18 protein-coding genes are annotated in these 19,453 nt (G+C 67.7%); 7 read left to right on the top strand and 11 right to left on the bottom strand.

The features are described 5' to 3' along the window. Positions 1–15: 15 nt before the first annotated feature. The 8 genes from ACTOQ3_RS27570 to ACTOQ3_RS27535 are packed head-to-tail and all read right to left on the bottom strand — an operon-like array spanning position 16 to position 8,790. On the bottom strand, positions 16–1,173 hold the full coding sequence (locus ACTOQ3_RS27570; RefSeq protein ID WP_440086305.1) for an AAA family ATPase: 1,158 nt from the start codon (positions 1,171–1,173) through the stop codon (positions 16–18). Then, entirely contained in the window at positions 1,170–3,023 is a 1,854-nt protein-coding gene (locus ACTOQ3_RS27565) for an ATP-binding protein (protein WP_440086304.1), read from the bottom strand. Before ACTOQ3_RS27565 ends, ACTOQ3_RS27570 begins: the two co-directional genes overlap by 4 nt. Then, positions 3,020–3,847 (bottom strand): hypothetical protein, encoded by an 828-nt coding sequence (locus ACTOQ3_RS27560; protein ID WP_440086303.1) that lies wholly within the window; start codon positions 3,845–3,847, stop codon positions 3,020–3,022. Before ACTOQ3_RS27560 ends, ACTOQ3_RS27565 begins: the two co-directional genes overlap by 4 nt. Continuing rightward, positions 3,798–4,856, bottom strand: coding sequence for a JAB N-terminal domain-containing protein (locus ACTOQ3_RS27555; protein ID WP_440086302.1), 1,059 nt, complete (start codon positions 4,854–4,856; stop codon positions 3,798–3,800). Before ACTOQ3_RS27555 ends, ACTOQ3_RS27560 begins: the two co-directional genes overlap by 50 nt. A gap of 41 nt (positions 4,857–4,897) precedes the next feature. Beyond that, positions 4,898–6,397 carry a hypothetical protein gene (locus ACTOQ3_RS27550; protein WP_440086301.1) on the bottom strand — a complete coding sequence of 500 codons (1,500 nt, stop codon included), beginning with the start codon at positions 6,395–6,397 and terminating at the stop codon, positions 4,898–4,900. After that, complete coding sequence (locus ACTOQ3_RS27545; protein WP_440086300.1) at positions 6,397–7,389, bottom strand: HesA/MoeB/ThiF family protein; 993 nt, start codon at positions 7,387–7,389, stop codon at positions 6,397–6,399. The genes ACTOQ3_RS27550 and ACTOQ3_RS27545 overlap by 1 nt, the downstream gene beginning before the upstream one ends. Further along, entirely contained in the window at positions 7,382–7,960 is a 579-nt protein-coding gene (locus ACTOQ3_RS27540) for a hypothetical protein (protein WP_440086299.1), read from the bottom strand. Before ACTOQ3_RS27540 ends, ACTOQ3_RS27545 begins: the two co-directional genes overlap by 8 nt. Continuing rightward, complete coding sequence (locus tag ACTOQ3_RS27535; protein WP_440086298.1) at positions 7,957–8,790, bottom strand: CHAT domain-containing protein; 834 nt, start codon at positions 8,788–8,790, stop codon at positions 7,957–7,959. The genes ACTOQ3_RS27540 and ACTOQ3_RS27535 overlap by 4 nt, the downstream gene beginning before the upstream one ends. Before the next feature lie 100 nt (positions 8,791–8,890). Here ACTOQ3_RS27535 and ACTOQ3_RS27530 point away from each other — a divergent pair, with 100 nt between their 5' ends. Genes ACTOQ3_RS27530 through ACTOQ3_RS27510 form a run of 5 tightly spaced genes read left to right on the top strand, consistent with a single transcriptional unit; the run spans position 8,891 to position 14,171 of the window. Beyond that, a complete protein-coding gene (locus tag ACTOQ3_RS27530; protein ID WP_440086297.1) occupies positions 8,891–9,937 on the top strand; it encodes a hypothetical protein in 1,047 nt (348 codons plus the stop codon). Beyond that, complete coding sequence (locus ACTOQ3_RS27525) at positions 9,934–11,010, top strand: hypothetical protein (protein ID WP_440086296.1); 1,077 nt, start codon at positions 9,934–9,936, stop codon at positions 11,008–11,010. Before ACTOQ3_RS27530 ends, ACTOQ3_RS27525 begins: the two co-directional genes overlap by 4 nt. Next, the gene (locus tag ACTOQ3_RS27520) at positions 11,007–12,683 is read left to right on the top strand and encodes a hypothetical protein (RefSeq protein WP_440086295.1); all 1,677 of its coding nucleotides are present in this window, start codon (positions 11,007–11,009) and stop codon (positions 12,681–12,683) included. The genes ACTOQ3_RS27525 and ACTOQ3_RS27520 overlap by 4 nt, the downstream gene beginning before the upstream one ends. Next, positions 12,673–13,719, top strand: a complete 1,047-nt coding sequence (locus ACTOQ3_RS27515) for a hypothetical protein (protein ID WP_440086294.1) — start codon at positions 12,673–12,675, stop codon at positions 13,717–13,719. The genes ACTOQ3_RS27520 and ACTOQ3_RS27515 overlap by 11 nt, the downstream gene beginning before the upstream one ends. Continuing rightward, entirely contained in the window at positions 13,716–14,171 is a 456-nt protein-coding gene (locus ACTOQ3_RS27510) for a hypothetical protein (RefSeq protein ID WP_440086293.1), read from the top strand. Before ACTOQ3_RS27515 ends, ACTOQ3_RS27510 begins: the two co-directional genes overlap by 4 nt. A 191-nt stretch (positions 14,172–14,362) precedes the next feature. On the opposite strand, the gene ACTOQ3_RS27505 is transcribed toward ACTOQ3_RS27510, so the two are convergent. The 3 genes from ACTOQ3_RS27505 to ACTOQ3_RS27495 all read right to left on the bottom strand — a co-directional run bounded on the left by ACTOQ3_RS27505 (position 14,363) and on the right by ACTOQ3_RS27495 (position 16,644). Then, positions 14,363–15,232: a hypothetical protein gene (locus tag ACTOQ3_RS27505; protein WP_440086292.1), complete on the bottom strand. Its 870-nt coding sequence runs from the start codon at positions 15,230–15,232 to the stop codon at positions 14,363–14,365. A gap of 2 nt (positions 15,233–15,234) precedes the next feature. Further along, positions 15,235–15,681 (bottom strand): hypothetical protein, encoded by a 447-nt coding sequence (locus ACTOQ3_RS27500; protein WP_440086291.1) that lies wholly within the window; start codon positions 15,679–15,681, stop codon positions 15,235–15,237. Positions 15,682–16,164: 483 nt separating this feature from the next. Continuing rightward, the gene (locus ACTOQ3_RS27495) at positions 16,165–16,644 is read right to left on the bottom strand and encodes a hypothetical protein (protein ID WP_440086289.1); all 480 of its coding nucleotides are present in this window, start codon (positions 16,642–16,644) and stop codon (positions 16,165–16,167) included. A 463-nt stretch (positions 16,645–17,107) separates the two neighbouring features. On the opposite strand from ACTOQ3_RS27495, the gene ACTOQ3_RS27490 reads away from it, so the two are divergent. Together ACTOQ3_RS27490 and ACTOQ3_RS27485 are read left to right on the top strand one after the other, a co-directional pair. Continuing rightward, positions 17,108–17,914 carry an endonuclease/exonuclease/phosphatase family protein gene (locus tag ACTOQ3_RS27490; protein WP_440086287.1) on the top strand — a complete coding sequence of 269 codons (807 nt, stop codon included), beginning with the start codon at positions 17,108–17,110 and terminating at the stop codon, positions 17,912–17,914. Between the two features lie 407 nt (positions 17,915–18,321). Continuing rightward, positions 18,322–18,774, top strand: coding sequence for a tyrosine-type recombinase/integrase (locus ACTOQ3_RS27485; protein WP_440086286.1), 453 nt, complete (start codon positions 18,322–18,324; stop codon positions 18,772–18,774). The last annotated feature ends 679 nt before the right edge of the window (positions 18,775–19,453 follow it).

Here is a 19,453-nt window from a genome sequence, read left to right as displayed (position 1 = left end):
ATGTTGTGACGTCGGTCAGTTCTGCTCGTCGAGCAGGAGCGTGAGCTGGTCTCGCAGCCCCTGGATCGCGGCATGGGTGGCATGCGCCGCGGGATGCTCGCTCCTGGCGTCGGTGAGCAGTTCGTTGACGGTACGCAGCGCGGCGATGACCGAGCCGCGAGCGACCCGGCCCGGCCGGTTGTGGACGAGCGAGACCTGGTGCCGTGCCAGCGTCTCCAGCTCGGTGGTGCTTCGACGCGGCGTCCGCGCATCCGCGCCGTCGGCGGTGACCCGCTCGTACACGGCGTCCCTGACCGGGCCCGCGTCGTTCTGCTCGGTCCAGAAGTGGGCGAGCGGCCACAGGTCGCGGGCGCGGGCGGTGCCGTCCTCGCGGAGCAGCGCGGCGGCCGCGATCAGCTTCTGCCCGCGGACGATCCTGCGGTCCGACAGGGCTACCCCCTGGGCCAGCAACTCACCGACGAGATCGCCGAAGACGCCGCGCACCGGCCGCAGGTCGACGTCCCTGAGCACGGACGACAACGCCTGCAGATCCATCTGCTGCAGCGAGGGCGCGGCCGTCACCCCGTCGCCGAGTATGCGCTGCCGCTCCTGTTCCCACCCCCGCTCGAGCAGCTCGGGCAGCCGGGTGCGGCTCACCGGCTCGACCTCCAGGCGCAGCAGGAACCGGTCGCCGAAAGCCCGCAACGCCGGATCGTCCGGCAGCTCGCTCGACGCACCGAACATGCTGATCAGCGGGGTGGCCTCGGCTTTCGCGCCGTTGTGGAACCGGCGCTCGTTCACGAGCGTGAGCAGGGTGTTGAGGATGGCGCTGCTGCCCTGGAACACCTCGTCGAGGAAGACGACCTCGGAGTCCGGCAGCATGTCCTCGCTCTTGATCCGGTAGACGCCCTTCTGGAACAGCTCGAAGTCGAGCGGCCCGAAGATCTCCGAAGGTTCGGTGAACCGGGTGAGCAGGTAGGTGAACGGCCTGGCGTGGATCAGCCCCGCGAACCGTTGGATGAGATCTGTTTTGGCCGTGCCCGGCGGCCCGATCAGGAGCAGGTGCTCGCGGGCCACCACTGCCAGGACAAGCAGGTTCGCGGCCTCCCTGCGGCCCACGAACTTGTTGTCCAGGTCACGGATGACGGCCTGCAGGCTCCGGACGATCCGCAGGTGGTTCTCGCTGAGTCTCACTGGCGTCCCGCCTTGCTCCGCTGCTGCTCGCGCCTGGCCCGCTGGTAGTGGCCGACGAGTTCGCCCAGCCGTTCGGCGTCGGCCTCCTTCTCCTCCTGCCACCGGCCGACGTAGGCGTCCCGGAACAGAGCCCGGATCTCGTCTCCGTTCCAGCCCTCGGTGGCCACGACCAGGGGATCGATGAGCCCGTGGACGTCGACCTTGAACCGTTTGGCGTGCACCTCGATGATGCCGCGGCGTGCCTCGGGGTCCGGCAGGCCGATGTGGAAACTCTGGAACCGGCTCGGCCGCAGCAACGCCCGATCGATGATCTCCAGGCGGTTGGTGGTACCGACGACGAGCATCTGCACATCCGGCCGGAACCCATCCATCTCGGTCAGGATCTGCGCCACCATCGCGTTTCCCGCGCGGCTGCCTCCGTCGTCCGAGGTGCTGCGGCTGGCGGCGATCGCGTCGAACTCGTCGAACACGATGACCGCGGGAGCGTTCCTGCGAGCTTCGGCGAACAGTTCCCTGATCTTTCGCTCGCTCTCACCGACGTATTTGTCGGTGACCTCGGGACCGGAGACGACCTGGATCGTCGCGTCCATGGCGTTGGCGATGGCCTTGGCGAACAGTGTCTTGCCCGTGCCGGGTTCGCCGTGGAAGATGAACCCGCGCGGGATCAGCTCGCCGCGCAGGCCCTGGTCATCCTCCGGCAGCGTCGAGGCGGCCGACATGACGTCCAGCGCTCGCTGGATCTCAGCCTTGACGTCGTGGTAGCCGCCGATCTGGGAGAAGGTGACGTCGGGGATCTCGAAGCTGTTCGACGCCTGCGCCTTGAACTTCCGGATGTTCTGCTGCAGGTCCTTGACCGTGACGTTCTCCCGGCCCTCGGTCTCCTGGTAGGAGTATCGGATGGCCTGCCGGAGCCGTACGGGGTTGAGGCCGGCGACGTACTTGTAGAAGTCGGCGGTGTCGATGCCGGCGAACCGCTCCGCCTCGCTGACGGTCAGCAGGGCGTGCTCGATCGGCTGGATGCTGCCGTCCTTGGGGTGACGGACGTTGCGCGGGCTGCCCTCGAACGCCATCCGCACCGCGAACCGGGAGGCGAGCACTTCCGGCAGCGTCAGGGACGGGTCGCTGAAGGCCAGCATGACCTGTTTCTCCGCGCTGTAGAGCAGGTCGACCAGGTCCCGCGTCTCGTTGGCCAGCGCGGAATCGGAGCCACCGCCGAGCAGGTCCAGGTGGGAGATGACGAGGACCTGCCCCTCGCTCAGTTCTTCCAGCAACTCGCGCAGCTGGGCGAGCAGCCGCTGCCGCAGGCTGGTGGGACCGCCGGCGGCGTTCAGCCGCCGCATGTCGACCGGCTCGGCGGTGGCCTGGTCCGACGGTGGGGTCGGGACGCTCAGCACATGGGGCTCCTGCGTGCTCAGGTGCACGATGTGCTCCGCCAGATGCGGCACCACGATCTTGTCGCAGGAGATCAGGACCGACAGACCCGCCCGCAGGAACGAGGCGGCCTCATGGATGGAGGCGTGGTAGGCCAGTTGGGTGGCCTCCGCCTCGCTGACCAGCTCGGGCCGTTCGGGCCGGCCGTCGGCCGCCAGGTCGCGATCGGGCGCGTCACCGACCACGAGCTCTTCGCCGCCGGGGTAGTAGACGACGCTGCCGGGCACGAGCTGCGCGGCCCGCAGGGGGTCGTAGTTCAGGGCGCTGATGGGGAGCCCGGCCAGGTGCGGAGGCAGGGGTGTGGTCAGGAGCAGATCGGCATCGGCGAGCGCCGCGCCGAGAACGGTGTCGCCCCGGAGCCCGGAGAACCGGGTGAGCTGCGCTTCGTCGTGGTAAACGATCTCAAGACGGGGATTCATGCGGTCTCCAGATCACGTACGCGCCGGAACAGGTTGGTGCCGAACCGTCGATCGGCCAGCTGGGTTCGCCGCCTGACACGGGCGGAGTCGGCGGCTTCCAGTTCCGCCAGGGCCCGCCACCAGGTGGCGGTCGGGACGGCCGTCCGAGGGGACCCCGCGTCGAGGTGGACCCAGGCAGCGCGCGCCCGGATCTCGTGCTCGGTCCGGTGGTACAGGAAGGCCGTCTCGTACACGTCCAGTACGAAGTCGGGGTCCTCGTGCCGGATGTAGGCCAGGCACTCCCCCCGCCACAGCGCCTGCTCGGGTTCGGCCGGGGGCGCCGCGAAGCGACGCACGAGCAGGGCCCGGCCGTACGGCTCACCCCTGAGCCGGTCGAGCAGGTCCTCGCAGTCGGCGGCGGTCCGCGGGCCGGGCCGGTCGAGGAGGCCGGTCAGCGGGGACAGGTCGCGAAGCCTGTCGGCGTAGCCGGGCAGCAACCCGGCGGCCGGTCCGGCCAGCCCGTGGTAGGCGAGAAGGTCGCGGGCGGTGCGCGGCCGGGGAACGGCGCGCAGCAACAGGCGGGCCTTCTCGGCGTGCCTGCTCCCGCCGAGGGCGGCGGCGAGCAGGGCGGCGCCGACACCGGGCGGGCGCTCGTCCCCGAGGGGCGACGGGGCGAGGCGCAGTCGCGCCGCCGTGACGCAGGCCAGCCGGCCCAGCTCGGCCAGCAGGTCGGCACCGGGCGCGCCCAGCGCCCTCGCGTCGCCCAGACCGCCTTCGGGCAGCGGCGCGCGCACGTCAGTCGCCGCCCATCGAGTGACGCGCAGGGCGGTATCGGCCGCTGTCATCGCTGATCCACTGCGGGTACTCCTTCAGTCCGTCATCGCCCCGGCCGTAGAAACGCAGCGTGCGCCCGTCGCGCGACAGGTTGAGCAAGGCGGCGACCTGCCACTGCTTCTGGAAGGTGGCGAGATGCAGGTCGATGTCGATCGAGGACAGGCCCATCTCGTGGTCCACGCCGAACAGGTGGGTGTGGTACCAGCCCAGCAACTCCTCACCGAGGCCACGCTCCTCGATCAACTGGGCTGCCGCGAAGAAGGACTCGCCGGTGAAGGTGAAGTGCACCATCCCGGCTCCGGACCGGTGTGCGGGGGTGATGTGGGTGACCTCGACCAGGTGCGCGTCGTCTCGCGCCTTGGTCACCCTCCCGAGCATGAACCCGCCCTCTTCCATCCGGTCGGAGAGCGGCATCGTGCGCACGAAACGCCGGTGGATGTCCCGCGACATGAGTATGGTCAAACGGCCCAGCTCGTCCGGGGGAATGCCGAGTTTCCCCGGCTCGACCACCTGGGCGTCCGCGTCCGCCACCTGGGTCAGCGTGAACGGCCGGTGGCGGCGTTCTCGCGGATCCACCTCGACGGCGCCCTCCACCTTCGGTTCCGGACGTTCGTGGCGGGTGAGCGTCCGGATGGCGGTGGTGACGAGGAGAAGCGCGAGTGCTCGCCGCCGCAGCAGCCGGAAGCTCCAGAGGGTCTCCTCCGCTTCGAGCTTGCTCATGTCCTCGGCCAGCACGGGACCGAGGAACTCGCTGACCGGGAACCGCTGTTCGTGAAGCGTGTGGTCGTTCTGGACCACCCGGAGCGTGCAGTGCCCGCAGCTGGTGGCGAGGTTGCGGATCTTTGGCGGGCCCGGGTAGGCGACCGGATCGCCCGGCTCCTCTATCCGGAACTGGATCTCTCCCTGCCTGGCCACGTCGCCGAAATGCACGAGCGCCGCGCGCTGCAGAAGGCCGATGAACTCCATGCTGGTGTAGTAGGTGAGCTCTTCTCCGCGATAGAGCTCCAGCTCGAGTTCCATGTGGTCCCCTTCCCCGCTCCCCCGCTGACCACGGTGCACCGTCAGAGTTCGTCGATCGCGTCGCTCAGTGGCCTGAGCCATACCGATGGGATGAGCCGTTTCTCGGATTCACGCTCGGTCGCCTCCCGCATGGGCGGACCGCCGAGCGACTGGATGACCTCCTGGCCGGGGCGGGTCCGCGCCCAGAACGCAGCCGGCGGATCCGGGAAGGTGGTCGCGTCGACGACGTCGTAGTTGCGGTAGGTGCCGATGTCCGTGAGGAGCTGCGACAGATAACCGAAGTCGAGGTCGGGCCGGTAACCCCCCATGAGCGGGCCGAGGCACACCGTTCCCGCCCGTACACCGGGCGACTGCTCGCGCCAGATGTTCGGGTGGAACACCGGCGTGTTCCACACCACGTACGGCGCCACGACCGGGAACATCGGCGTCAGATGGATGGTGAACCGGTGGAAGTCGATCCGGGTCGGCCGCAGCTCGTCCCAGGGGAGATCGCGGAAGTCGTCGAGGTTGAGGTTGTCGGTGCCGGCGAGGAATTCGCCGAGGTTCTCGGGCGGAGCCAGCCCGGGGCCGTTGAGCTCGATGGCGAGGCGGTTCGGCAGGTCCTCGTTGTCGTAGTCGACGATCTCGAAGGCCGGGTGGCCGAGGGCGTACCTGCGGATCTGGGCCCGCATCCGCAGCTGGGACTCCAGGCGGAGCTCCGGTGAGATGTTCCCGGCGATCGCCTTGGTGCCCACCCGGAGCTTGCCCTTGTCCTTCACCTTGTTCTCGTGCAGCGTCTTCTCGGGATCGAGCCGTTCGGGACCGTTCTCGGTCTCGTGGTCGATGACCGTGCTCACGGTCCCGCCTCTCTTGTCGGTCATGGCGGAACGGGTCTCCTCCACGATCGCGGCCGCGATGTCGGCGGGGGTCATCGTCGCCGGCACCCCCTGCAACCTGTACGGCGTGGTGTCGGGGCCGAACACCGTGAGGTCGCTGTAGAGGTACGGCCGGAACTTGTACTTCTCGTACACCACCTGGATCTTGGCGTTGGGCGCGTACGTCTGCATCAGCTCCTGGATCTGCTCCCGGAGCCGCGGCGCGCCGTCGCCGGGGTCCGGGATCGCCACCGCGCACTGCTCCTTGGAGACATAGAGCAGGTCGCCGGCATTGGGACCCAGTTGCTGCCTGATGACGTCCAGGAACTCGTTGGGAAGGTCGACGCCGACCAGGGTCAGCGTCGGACACGGGCCTTCGGGGCTGATCGGCCTGCCCGGGACGACGACCTCGGGCTGCTGTGCCACGCCGGACCACTTGGCGTGCATCTGCTGGATTTCAGGGTTTCCGGGGAACATCCCGGCGGCGGCGGCGATGACCGACCCGACCCCGTCCACGATCCCGAGGCCGTTTTCCAGGTGCGCCACCGTCACCGTCCAGAAGTCCAGCGGGTTGAAGAACTTGGGGATCAGGTAAACGGGCATTCCAACATGTATCAGGAACGCTTGGGCCGCGCTCTCGTCGAAGTAGAGCCGGCTCAGAAGCTTGGCCACTTCGGGGTGCTTCATCAGGTGGTCTCCGTTCCGAGTTCCAGATATCTGACACCGCCGGGAGGCTGGACCACTGGAAGGATCTCGCCCGGGGGAATGCCCAGGTCGGCCAGCCGGGCGCCGGGTGCGGCCGCGCCGAGCGCCGCCGGCGCGAGCGGGTCGCCAGGCACGATCGGATGCCAGGTCAGCGCCTGCTCGCCCGGCTTCACCAGGGTCAGGTACTCCGCCACGGTCGCGGCCGCGGTGAGACCCGCCGGGGAGATGCGGTCGGGGTCGAGGGACCGGTGGCAGGGGCAGCCGGGATCCGGTCTCGTCGCGATCGGCGTGCTCTCACCGCTGATCGGGTCCAGCCGGATCACGCCCGCGGGAACGGGCAGCCCGAACAGCAACCGGACCGCCTGCACGGCCTGCCAGGACGCGATCAGCGCCGATACGGGCGCGGACGCGCCCATATGGCCGGGCGGGTCCGCGCACGCGACATGCCAGGCGTCCAGTGCGCGCTCCGCCGGGGTGCAGCCGCAGGCGAAACAGGCTCCGCCCGGCGGGTAGTAGCGGACCTCGCCACCCCACGCGGAGGTGCCGGCGTCGAGAAGGCCGGCGCCGACCAGTGCGCAGCGTGCCGCCAGCGCGATCCGGTCCGCGACGCTGTCGAGACAGCTCAGGACGAGGTCGGTGTCCCGCAGTTCGGCCAGGCCGATCCCGTGCCGAAAGTCGCCGGCGCGGACCCGCACCCGCAGGCCCGGGTTCGACTCGCGCAGCGCGACGGCCGCCGCCTCCGCCTTGGACGTACCGAGATCACGCCGGCCGAACAAGGCGCCCCGGCTGAGATTCGAGAGCTCGACGGAGTCGCGGTCGCAGAGGATCAAGTGGCCGACTCCCGCCTGGGCCAGCAGGCGGGCCACCTCGGTGCCAACCGCCCCCACGCCCACGACCACCGCGGTGGCACCGGACAGTGCCGACTGGTCCCAGCCCGGGATGAGCGCGTGCCTCGCGAAACGCTCGTCACGCACCGGACGACTCCACCTTCTGGAAGCTGGTCGGGCAGCGGCTGAGCGGTCCGTACGTGATCCAGGCGTCGTAACAGTCGTTCCCGTTGCCCGGATCGCGGTGCACACCGAGACCGCACTTGGGCTCCTCCGGGCTGCACGGGCAGCGAACGGCCAGTTCGTACGGCCGGAACGTCTTGCTGCAGAACGCGCAGTGCAACCGGGGCTTGACCGGGACGAGCAGCGGATCGCCCGGCATCAGTCTCTCCGTGTGGATGCCCCCCGGAGGTGGATTGGCGTCGTCGAGGGCCTGATGGAACCGGCGGGTCCGCGGGTCGTCCTCGGCCACGACCTCGCCCTTGATCTGGTGAGAGCAGGGCAGCGCGGGGCTGTGGTGCCGGACCTGCAGGGGCGGGCCGTACCGGACCAGGACCTTGTCCCCCTGCCGGAACGTGTGGCCGCACTCGGAGCAGTAGTCGGCCAGCCAGAGCGAGTCGGCCGTGGTCATCGCGTCGCCGTCGGTGCCGCTGTTGACCGGGTCGCGTCCCCGGCGACGACCGTTCTCGAATTTGCGCCGCAGCTCCTCCTCGTTCACCGATCCCCCTCCCCGAAGGGGAAAAAATGCATGCCGGCGACGTCACAGCGACCCAGTTTCATTTCCGCCACTCCGGTTTCGTACGCCCTATGGATCTTCATTCCGGCGGCGACTCCGGTGTAGAAACCACGGGCGAATGCGAGCGCGCATCGGTCGTCGATCGACGTAGCGGATCCGGCCACCGCCCGGGTCGCGCCACGGAACACATGAGCATTACCCGTTGTGAAACAAGAATTCAGAACGACGCAGTCGAGCACTCCCACGGTCGCGGCCACGGCGCCCGCGAAGTCCTCGGATCTGACGGGCGCCACCCCTCCCCGATCATCCCCGAACACAAGAAGTCCGCTTTGCCCACCATGTCCGGCAAAGTGAAGTATTTGTGGTTTTTCGCTAATTATCATGCGGATGATGTCCGCGACTCGGACGGCATACCGAATGCGTAGATCGATCCCCCCTCTGTCGGCGATCTCCTGGAGCAGTCGCGCCTCTTCGGCCAGACGGATTTTCGACCGGTCGAGCGGGTCGGCGAACAGGCAGAGCACGCGCACGGGACCGGTCGCGTCACCGCCGCTCAGGGCCTTTATTCGAATGATCAGATAGCTGATTTCCGCATTGCCGGGATGATCCTTCTCCGCCGCCTCAAGCAGGAGCAGAATCCCGTTCTTGATCAGCCCGTTCTCCAAGCGCAGAACCACTTCCGGCCAAAATGTCTCGGCTGTACGGAAAGTAGGAATCTGGGCAGGCCGCATACCTATCCGCACCAGAAGGAGGCGAGCGAGATCCCCGTCGTAGTAGAGGCCCTGCATTAGGGCTATGACGTCGTTTCTCACGCTACTCCCGCTCTCCTGATCGTTCAGAGGTAAGAGTAACCATAAGCGGAGGTGAGTATGGTAAAAGATTACATGTTCATTTAGCGAGTCCGGGGGTGTGATGGCCGAGGAGGATCTCCGCCTTGTGCCGAGCGACACAGTTGACGGAACACCGATCCCCTATGTCATTGACTTCAACGGGCAGCAACGTAACGAATCGGGCATCAAATATAGGCTGGGCCGAAACAGATTTGGTGAACCGGTGGCACAGAAGCTCGCTTTGAGCGGAGCCGATGCCGTGCCTCGGCTCGAACGCGAACGCCAGGTGGCCAAGTACCTCGGCCGACGCGGCGGCGAGCTGATCGGAAAATGCCTCGGTTACAACTTCGACGAGCAACCGCCGTTCGTCGTCGTCACCCACCGTGGACGCCCACTCGCCGAGGTGGTGCGCGACAAGGCGAACTGGCCGCTCGGCCATGACACGGGCATGCGCATCGTCATCGACCTGCTGCAGGGCCTGGAGCTGCTCCGCGTGTCGCGCGTGGTCCACGGCGGCATCGGGCTCGACACCCTGCGCTGGGACGGCACCACCCTGCAGATCGTTGATTTCGGCCAAGCCGCATTGGCGGGGACGACCCCTGATGGAAGGCCCGCCCGGCACGAGGACGACATCCGCGAAGCCGGATTCGTCATCTACCAGATCCTCACCGGGACGAAGCCGCCCAAGGACCCGACGGACCTGCGGCACCAGATCCTGGAGGTCCAGGACAGCATGGTGCGCGATCTGCTCCTGCGCCGCGACCCGGTGACCCGCGCCGTTCTCGACGATGTCTTCGCCGAGGATCCGGACGCCCGCCCCTCGTCCCGGGTCCTGCTCGACCGCCTGAAGCGGACCCCCAGAAACGTCCGTGAGGACGCCCTCGCCGCCAGAGACCAGGAGCTTCTCGCCGCTTTCACTCAGTTGCGTGCCCGCCAGCGGATGTTCCGCGCCGCGTACCGGCCGTGGGCCGCGAGTCGTCCCGCCCTCAGGCCGAGGCGGCGGATCGTGTCGCCGCGGCCGGCGTTCATCACGATCCACCCGGCCGCCGGCACACCCGCCTGGGCAGCGCCGGTGGCCGTCGCCGGCATGTTCCTCCTGCTGATCCTCCTGATCGGTCTGCTGCTATGAGAGACGTTTTCTGCCCGATCTGCCAGCGATGGATCGACTGGGAGAACAGCCCACCGGTACAGAGGGGCCAGACCGGACGACCGGAGATCGTCCTCCGCGATCCGCGTGAGAGCGAGGGGTCGTGGCGGCACCGGCTGACCACGAGCTACCGGCCGTGTGCGAACCTCGACCAGCCTGGCACCCATCTGCTCCCCTACGACTACGCCGACTACTCACCGATCACGATCGGCATGGTCGGCCAGTCCCAAGCGGGCAAGACCCACCTGCTGGCCGCGATGATCTCCAGGCTCTGCTCGAACGATCCCGCCCTCGCCCCGCTCGGCCTGCAAATCGGCCCGCTCGACCTGCACAGCCACCAGGAGTACATGCGAACCAACGTCGACCCGCTGATCCGCCACCGGCAACGGCTTCAGGGCACCCCGGCCAACGTCCCGGTCGCCTTCTGCGACGCGCTGAAAGTCACCAACGCCAGGAACCGGTCTTTCTCCGTCTCCTTCTTCGACATCGCCGGCGAACGCCTGGAGCGGCCCGACGACCCCGACATCCGGTTCTTCGCATCCGCGAACGCGCTCATGTTCGTCGTCGACCCGGACACCTTCCCCGCCCGGCCGGGGCTCGCCGCGCAGGGCGATCGTAGCTTCGACGTGGCACTGCGAAGGCTCGGCGCGAGGGAGCGGCCCCGCTCGCCGAGCCTGCCGGACTTCCTGCCCGTGGCCGCGGCCGTCGTGGTGGCCAAAGCCGATCTGATCAGGTTCCAGGACGGTGTCGTCAGTGACTGGCTCGCCCAGGGCAGCGCGGAGGAGGAGATCGACCTCGGTACGGTCGAGCAGGAAAGCGCGGACGTTTACGCATACCTCGTCCGGCGCGGCGCGGCCCCCTGGCTGCGGCCCGCCCAGCAGTGCTACCAGAGCACGCTGCACTTCGCCTCCGCCACCAACGGCCCCGCCAAGGACGACACCTTCCCCGGCGCGTTCCGGCAGTGCCGAGTGTTGAAACCGCTGCTGTCGGTGTTCGCGATGATCGGCATTCTCGACGAGACGCTACTACGGCCGAACGAGGATCTGACGACATGAGTGACGCGCTGCACCAGGTCCTTTACTCCTGGTCGGAGACCTCCCTGCTGGGCACCCGCGGCATGGGGCCGGTCGGCACCACGCTCCCCGCCGACCTGCTCGCCCGATGGGACCGTCTCCTGCGCGAGCACGTGTGGGCCGCACGGTCGGGTGTCGGCTTCGTTCACCTGACTCACGAAGGGATCGGCGTCCTCATCCGGAAAGAGCCGACAACCTCGGCGGACGGGCGCGAAGGATCCGCGGCGCGCGCCATCCTGGGACCTGGGCTGACCGCGCGTACGGCACTCGGCCTCACCGTCTGGGACGGCTGGCACGCCCCTGACCTCGACGTCCTCGATTGGTCGGACCTCGGACCGGCGTCGGACGGAGGGCTCGAGGTGCTGCGGAGGCGAGCCCGAACGCTTTCCCCCGCACACGTGGCGGACCTGTTCGCGCGACTGCTGACCGCTCCCGGGGAGAAGTACACGATCGTCGGCGAGGCGGACCCGCTGGCGTTGACCTGTCTCCTCGGCGACCTGATCGGCCAGGTCCCGTCGTTCGCGAGCCACGAGCCGGACGACGTCCGGCAGAACCTGCCGACCGCCGTCTTCCTGAAGGACACCGCGTCCTATTCACCCGTGGTCGCCACCCGCCGGCGGCTCGACGTCGGCGCGCCGGTCCACGACCCGATCCTGCTGCCCTTCGCGGAGGCGATGGCGGACGCGTACGCGGCCGACGGGCTCGACGGAATCGCGCTCGCCACTCATGGGCCGCCCCCCGCCGACCTCGACGAGGCACGGATGTGGGCGGCGAACACGCAGTTCGCGCCCGGCGTGCTCGCCGATCTGGCCCGGCTGCCGACGCTGTCCCCCGGCAAACTCGACCGGCTGGCCGAACCTCACGCGCTGGAACGGATCAAAAACGCGGCCCGGACGGCGCCGACCGCCCTGTTGCTACCGGCCATGGGATGCGACCTGCCGCATGTCGTCGAGACCGCCCTTCGTCGCGAGGCACTGGATCGGGTGCTCGCGAACCCGAGCGAGCGGGACCTGCTGGCCGGCCTGGCGAAGTTCGGGCCACTGCCCGCCCGGATGCTCGCCGAGAACCCCCTGGTCGGGCTGGACGACCTGGCTCGAGTCTCCCGCATGCTCACCACCCGGGCCGATCGCCGGATGTTGCTGGAACACACAGCGCAGAATCACACCTTCGGCGAGCTGATCCGCTGGATCACCCGGCACGCCAACGTGGACCCGGACGGCGCCCGGGCGGTCTTCTCGGCGCTGTGCGGGCGGGCAAAACGAGCAACGCGCGACGACGTGGACGAACTTCTCACCAGGCGGGTGCTCGTGGATCAGATCCGCCTGATGGTCGAGTCGGAACCGCAGGTTTCCACCCGCCTCGTCTCACTCCTCGGAACCCTGCCTCGACGATTCATCGGCCGTCCCGAGGTGCTGGAACGGCTGTTGCACGAACCCGATCCCGCGTTGCTGCACGCGCTGGAGACGCTTCCTCTCGGCGAGACGGCTCTGGCCCGGGTACGTGAGACGCTCCGCCTGGCCTACTACCGGGACAACCACCTGCCGGATCCCCGGCCCGCACTGGCCGACGACCTCACATCCCGCATGGACCCCTGGTGGCGAATACTCCGACGCCGCCGCCCGCCCTCGGATCCTGGACTCCCCCTTGAGCCATAGCCTGCCGCAGGTCGCGAGCGACCTGAAGAAACTCGCAAAAGGTAAATCCCCCGGCGAGGTAGCGGTGCGCGCCCTCGCGGAGAAGCTGGAGACCCGGCACGCCGACCTCGCGGGCGTGGACCTCGCCGGAGCCTACCAACCGCATTTGATCCTGCCCGATCGACTGGGAACGTTCCGGTGGCTCCTGTCCGCTCTGGAGCTGCTTCGCGATGTTCTGGTCTTCGTGCCGGTGGCGTACACATGGTTGAAGATCGCTGATGCTCTGGCGGCTTTCGAGGACTACAGGGGCGACGAGCCGTTCCTGCTCGCCTGGCAGCAGGGGTTCGGCGGAAAGGTGACGCCGCTGTCGCAGTCGGCGCAGGTGATCGCCGGAGTGGTGGGCGTCGTACTCGTGCTGGTGGTGCTGACGCACATGCTGCGTGGCGCGTACGAGCGGATTCTGGCCGACCGGAGACGGCGGCTGGCGGCGCTCCTGGCAGAGGCCACGTTGCTGGTCACCGGGACGCTGATCGCGGAGGCACCGGGAGTCAGCAAGATCGAACTGATGCGGGTCGGTGCCAGGATCTCCGACGCGGCGGCCGTGCTCTCCGAGGCCCTGTCGAAGACCGGCACCGACATCGTGACCGCGGTCAACACCAGTCCGGGAAGCAAGCTGCACGAGATGTTCCAGCAGTGGACGGCCGCGGCGACGGAGTTGAAAGAGCTGGGAACGCGGCTGCAGGGAACCCAGGAGATCGTCAGCCAGCTCCAGGCCACGCAGGCCGCGGTTTCCAAGGTCTCCCAGGAAATCGGGGAGGAGGCGCAGAAACTGCTCAAGACCATTCGGGATGAGCGCGAGACGTCTCGTCACGAGGCGCACGCGCACCATGAGTTGGCCAGTGAGGTCAGCCAGTCGACCCAGGTGCTCGGGAAAGCGCTGGAGGGATTGAGCCAGCGCGCGGAGCAGTTCAATGAGATGGTCATCCGGCTGCAGTTTCTTGTGGATCGCCTTGACGGGGATGGTTACCACCCGCCGTACTCGGGAGCCGGCAGATGATCCGGAACCGGCTGGGTCTGACCATGCTCGCGGGGTGGCTCTTCGCTGACCTGTTCCTGGTGCTGCTCCTGGTCGGCTTGGCGGAGTTGCCCGTGAGGAAGCCCGCACCCACCCCTTCCCCGCGGCCCAGCACTCCGGTCCACGAGCGGGGTCTGGACACCCGGCCATTCGTTTTCGACGTGGAGATCTCTCCCTCGGGATTCGGTGCGGGCGGGGGGCGCGCCCTGGTCAAAGAGGTGAACCGCCGCATTCAAAACTCGCCCCACGCCGGCCGCCATGCGGGATTCGTACTGATCTTCGCGTCAGGCGCGACACCCGGCGCCGGCCAGGCGATCGCCAACGACGCCTACGCACTCCTCCGCCGGGAACGCCTCTTCACCAAGGCCGCCGGCAGTGGCTACTGGACCGCCGACGGGGACCACTTCGAATTCAAGATCTTCTTCTTGAAGTGAGCACCACGCCTGCCGACAATGCCGTCCACGCAGGTCATCCGGCTTTCTCGACCGCTCCTGACGAGCGTTCGCCCGGACTCTCGAAGGAGACGAGTCGCGGCACGATGATCATTCATGACCCTCCGCCCGGCCTGTCGGACGAACCCGTGCGAACCCACACTTCGAGGATCTTCTTCACACGATCGGCTTTCTCAGCCCGTGATCTTCCGAATCTTTTCCGTGAGCTCCAGACCTCGCTGCCTCAGGTCCTCCTGGGCCCCTGGAGACGTCTCGCCGATCGCCTCGTAAAGGGCGTCCTTGTGGAGGACCAGGGTTGTCAGCGCCATCTCACAGTACTCGTCGACCATGTCCGCCAGGCGCCTCCACACCGCGGTGACGAGAAGACAGCCGAGCACCAGAGCCATCGCCCGATATCCGAACCCCGGGAGCAGGGCGACCGCTCCAGCCGTACCGCCCAGGCACAGCAGCAGGTGCTGGCAGGTGACATGCAGACCCTGCGTCTTGTCGGTGAACTGGGTTCTTGTCTCCTGGGGAACCACACAGATCAGCAAATTCCAGATCACAGTGAGATCGAGGCCCAGTGTCTTGTCGACCCGCTCACCGAGGGCGGCGAACCGGTTGGCCAGCCGAGTCGGCCGAAGACCCGCGGGATGGACGACACTCGGGTATGCCCGCGGGCGTTTTCTCCGGCTGCGGGAGTGGAGCAGCTTCGACAGCCGCCGGGCGCCGGGCCAGTCACCCCACCTCTCGGCCTGAGCCGTCCGCAACAACAGGGGAGCCAACGCCATGGAGACGAACGCCGTACCGACAATGAGGGCGACGGTCAACGCGAGGACCAGGACCGGGCCGTTCACATTCGCGGCCACGGCGCAGACGAGCGGGCGAGGCGACGTCGCGGCCGGGCCGCAATCGACCGGCCAGGTGCTGCCCGGTTTCGGGTGCACCGTCAAGAGAACGATCAGAGCGAGAACGAGCCATGTCATGACGCTGCCACCGATGGCGACGCCTCGCCATCGGCCTGCCAGCGGCTCCAGGATGATCTTCCCGAGACTCTCGACCACCTTCAGGTCCCGGGAGACAGCGGGTGTGGGACCAGTTCACGGTCAGGGTGACTCGGACAGTGCGTCATGGTCGACGGCGCCCACTCCAGCCCGGGTTCATCGGTGGAGCAGCCCGATTCGGGACATCGCCAGCGACGGGTGGGCCCGTCCTGGCTGCGGCGGGACGGGGTGTGAGTTCCCCATCCCCGCCTCCGGTCGGGCTCACCGGCTCGCGCTTCGGCCCACAGGTAGAGAAGTGTCTCGTCTGTACGAGCGGTTTCATCGGCCAGATCTGCGATCTTGTCCTCGGCCTGCCGGTCGTCGAGTGTCCGGTCGGTCAGTATCGTGCGCAGCGCGGCGCCCACGTCTTCCGGAAGGGATATCATACGCATTTCAAGCATTTCAATCAGTTTTGCGACATAGATACTCGAATAGACAGGCTGCGGCCAGTCCCGTTCGGGATTTTTCATCCCATTTCTCCGATTAGCTAAGATTTACGACACTCGCCAAACACGCCGACCATACAGTTTTCGAACGCCGCGCACATGTGAACGCCTGACATGCCGAAGCGGTGGCGGAACACCCTCCTTTCCTAACATGCCCACACCAATGGCGAGAAAAGGATCATTTCGTACGGCGTCGAGATCATATGGAGCTGACGCCGGCCGAGCCGGCCGTGCGGCTCGTTCATGACGAGCTTCGTTCGACATCCCCGCCCCCTACCTGCGGGCGACCCTGCGATTCGGCCTGGGATACGAACGCGCCGTGCTCGAATGGTTCGGCTCCCTGCCCGAATCCATGCGCGACGCCGACCTCGCGCACAAGGACCGAACCTCGCGGCCCAAGGACTCCAAGCCGCCATCCGGGTGAAACCCGCATACCTCGTATCCTCGTGGTCCCCGAGACACGGAAGGGCCGACGCCGCGCACGACACCGCCGGTGAACCACCGGAACTACGCCTGGACGAGCTGGAGCGCCCATCGGCCCGCCGGCAGCACCAACACGAGTACGGCGAGGAATGCCGCCGCCCGCAGACTCCAGTGGGCTCGCCACACCTCGACGGTCAGGAAGAACACGCTGTTGCCGAGCAGGTACAGGACGACGGCGAACAGCCACCGCGGAATCCAGTCGAGCAGCGGCCCGAGGAACACGGCTCCGCAACCGGTGAAGGGAATCGACCACAGCGCGATGCCGCACCATCCCGGCACCTTGAGCGCCCACGGAACGGCGCCGTCCAGAACCGCGCCGATCGCGCCGAGACCAGCCATCGTCAGTACGGTGACGGCGAGTGAGCAGTGGAACCCGTCCCACCCCACGGCGCACCAGGAACCTCTGATGGAGTTTCCGAGGGCGTTCGTCGGCTCGAGCAGCGAGACCACGACAGGTCCCGCGGTGATGGCGCCGAGAGCCATCCCCATCAGTTCGCGTGTCATGGCAGCAGCATCCGTCTCGAACGGGCCGGCCGACAGAGTACGTGAGCCTCGTCGAACTACTCAGTTCATCCGCGAACGGGCACACGGGCCCTGATCGGCCGGCATCGACAACCACAATCTCCACTCCAGGCGCTTGCCCGTTCCAGCCTTTCGAGGAATGGGTTCATCCGGGCAGGTATACGAACCAAATCCGACATCAGATATCAGGAATGTCACACAACATCCTGCTTATCCATCCCATCTGCCATTGAACCACCGCAGAGCGGCAGCGGACCGGCGACAGAGAAGCCGACGTGCCCCGCCTGATTCCCGACAGCGGGTAATCGTCCATGTCACGCGCACGTCCGCACATAAGCGCGGTACGCGCGTCCACGGACGAACTCGCGACCGGTTGTAGGCCGGGGGACCGCTCCCCGAGGATGGGATCTTCGCCGTCAGACCGAAACGGTGCGGGAGGATACGGATGGCCTACGACATCGCCGAGCCCTACGGGCCGCTCATCACGACGACGTTCCGGCTCGTCACCTGGAACGTGTGGGGCAGGTACGGCCCGTGGAAGCGTCGCGAGACCGCGATCCGCGCCACCCTGGAGCGGCACGCCCCCGACGTGGTGGGGCTGGTGGAGGCGTGGGACGGCCAGGACGCACGGCTCGGGATGCCGTACCACGTGTTCGAGGGCGCCTACGAGACCGAGGGCGTGCGCTCCGGCCTGGCCGTCCTGTCGCGCTGGCCGATCGGCGCGCACGAGTCGCGCGAGCTGACCGGTGGCCCGGACGCCGGAGGCCAGGTGCTGTACGCCGGGATCGACGGCCCGCGCGGCGTCGTGCACGTCTACGTGGTGGCACTGACCTGGCGGCCCGAGCACAGCGGCGAGCGCCAGCGGCAGGTGCGCGAGGTGGCCGCCTTCGTCGCCGAGACGCGGCAGCGCCGGCACCCGACGGTGTTGTGCGGCGACTTCAACGCCGACCCCGACAGTGACGAGCTGCGCATGCTGACCGGCAAGTCCGTTCCGGCCGCACCCGGCCTGGTGTTCCACGACGCCTGGGAGACCGCGGGAAACGGCCCGGCCGGCGGGTACACCTGGGCCAGAAACAACCCGTGGGCGGCGCCGGCGCTGTGGCCGGACCGCAGGATCGACCACGTGCTGTCGGCCTGGCCGCGCCGGGGCGGCGCGGGCCATCCGGTGCACTGCAAGGTGATCGGCGAGGAGCCCGTCGGCGACGTGGTGCCCTCCGACCACTACGGCGTCCTGGCGGACCTGCGCTACTGACGCCGACGCCGGCCTCCCACCCGACGTTCCCAGATCTACCAACCCCCCACCCGGAACGTCGTTGTCGCTCAGTTCGTCACCCGGGAACCTCGTGCCCGGAACGTCATGAGCTCCTCAACCGGAAAGCTCGTGCACTGAACCCACCGGAGGTGGTGGAGACATCTTCCGCGCCGAACTCGGCCTATCTCACCTCAGGCCGGCCACAACCTCGATGTGCCGAACGACTCGCAGGAGATCCCACGATTGCAGGCGCTGCTCAAGCTCCTTCACCCGCGGGGCCAGGATGTGCCTCTCCACCTCTGTCAGCTCACCATCAGGTGAACCGCGCCGGGATTGCTGGAGATGGTCTGCCCCGGGTCCGGTGGAGTCGCTGGTCTCCGCACAACCCGGCGCGGTTCACGGTCGCCGTGTACCGCGCCGTGCGGGCCAAGGGTGACACGAAGACCAAGCGATCCAGGCGGGCCCTGAAGCTGCCCAAGAAGGCAGCCGAAGCGCTCAGGGCGCATCATCGGCGCCAAGCTGTTGAGCGGCTTCAGGCGGGCGAGAAGTGGCAGGATCACGATCTCGTCTTCTGCCGTGAGGACGGCACGGCGCTCGACCGGTGGCAGGTGCGCCGGGAGTTCCAGAAGATCACCATGTTGGCGGGACTCGGCGAGGACTGGACGCCTCGCGAACTCCGCCACAGTTTCGTGTCCATCCTGAGCGCACACGACGTGCCGGTGGAGGACATCAGCGATCTCGTGGGCCACGTCAGCACGCACGTGACCGAGACGGCCTACCGTCACGAGATCAGGCCCGCGCTCACCAAGGGCGCCCAGGCCATGGACAATATCTTGAAAAGGCAGAGCCGGTCCGCGTGACCCAGCGGCTCCCCGTCTGGCTCCCGAAGATCGGAAAAGGGGCTCCGGAGAGACTCCGAAACCCCTGCCGACCAGCTAAAACCTGGTCGGGGCGACAGGATTTGAACCTGCGCCCCCTTGACCTCCAGGCAAACCGGGAGGGGGCGGGACCATGCCTGATACCCGCCCCCACCTGCACAAACAGTCCACGGCGATCCGCCGCCGTCCGGCCCCGTCCGTGGCCGTTGTCACCCAGTTAGTCACCCAGGGCCGCATCTTCTGAGGCGCTGCCAGCACCCCATGAGCGGCACCGTCCCGGTCGGTGACGACTGCCATCATGACGCGTAACTGATACAAAAGCGGAGGCGCTTCGACTCCACGTCCAGTTCGTCGCTTAGGTTGCGGCATGAGGGAAGCTTCATCGGCAGTCACGCCTCAGCGCTACCCCAATGTTGCGGAAGACCCGCTACCAGATAAGGTCTGGCAACCCTTTGATGCGCCTTAAGCCGAGCTTTCACAGCTCGCTGGACGGGAGAACTGCCGTGGCCATGCCTGAGAGCGTGTTTGAGAGGGTGTGAGATAGGGGTCGCAGAGGTGTGACATCGATGACTGGCGCGGGCAGAGGGCTGGATGTCGTCTGCTCGTCGTGGTTACCCGTCGGATCTGACCGATGCCCAGTGGGCGCTCATCGAGCCGCTTC

Origin of the sequence: Streptosporangium sp. LJ11 (genome assembly GCF_051918945.1) — a bacterium.
Taxonomy (GTDB): domain Bacteria; phylum Actinomycetota; class Actinomycetes; order Streptosporangiales; family Streptosporangiaceae; genus Streptosporangium.
This window is presented reverse-complemented; position numbering and strand designations above follow the sequence as displayed.

Excerpts from the sequence above, each read along its gene's own strand:
- ACTOQ3_RS27565 (WP_440086304.1), bottom strand. The coding sequence starts at position 3,023 with ATGAATCCCCGTCTTGAGATCGTTTACCACGACGAAGCGCAGCTCACC.
- ACTOQ3_RS27560 (WP_440086303.1), bottom strand. The coding sequence starts at position 3,847 with ATGACAGCGGCCGATACCGCCCTGCGCGTCACTCGATGGGCGGCGACT.
- ACTOQ3_RS27555 (WP_440086302.1), bottom strand. The coding sequence starts at position 4,856 with ATGGAACTCGAGCTGGAGCTCTATCGCGGAGAAGAGCTCACCTACTAC.
- ACTOQ3_RS27550 (WP_440086301.1), bottom strand. The coding sequence starts at position 6,397 with ATGAAGCACCCCGAAGTGGCCAAGCTTCTGAGCCGGCTCTACTTCGAC.
- ACTOQ3_RS27530 (WP_440086297.1), top strand. The coding sequence starts at position 8,891 with ATGGCCGAGGAGGATCTCCGCCTTGTGCCGAGCGACACAGTTGACGGA.
- ACTOQ3_RS27525 (WP_440086296.1), top strand. The coding sequence starts at position 9,934 with ATGAGAGACGTTTTCTGCCCGATCTGCCAGCGATGGATCGACTGGGAG.
- ACTOQ3_RS27520 (WP_440086295.1), top strand. The coding sequence starts at position 11,007 with ATGAGTGACGCGCTGCACCAGGTCCTTTACTCCTGGTCGGAGACCTCC.
- ACTOQ3_RS27510 (WP_440086293.1), top strand. The coding sequence starts at position 13,716 with ATGATCCGGAACCGGCTGGGTCTGACCATGCTCGCGGGGTGGCTCTTC.
- ACTOQ3_RS27500 (WP_440086291.1), bottom strand. The coding sequence starts at position 15,681 with ATGAAAAATCCCGAACGGGACTGGCCGCAGCCTGTCTATTCGAGTATC.
- ACTOQ3_RS27495 (WP_440086289.1), bottom strand. The coding sequence starts at position 16,644 with ATGACACGCGAACTGATGGGGATGGCTCTCGGCGCCATCACCGCGGGA.
- ACTOQ3_RS27490 (WP_440086287.1), top strand. The coding sequence starts at position 17,108 with ATGGCCTACGACATCGCCGAGCCCTACGGGCCGCTCATCACGACGACG.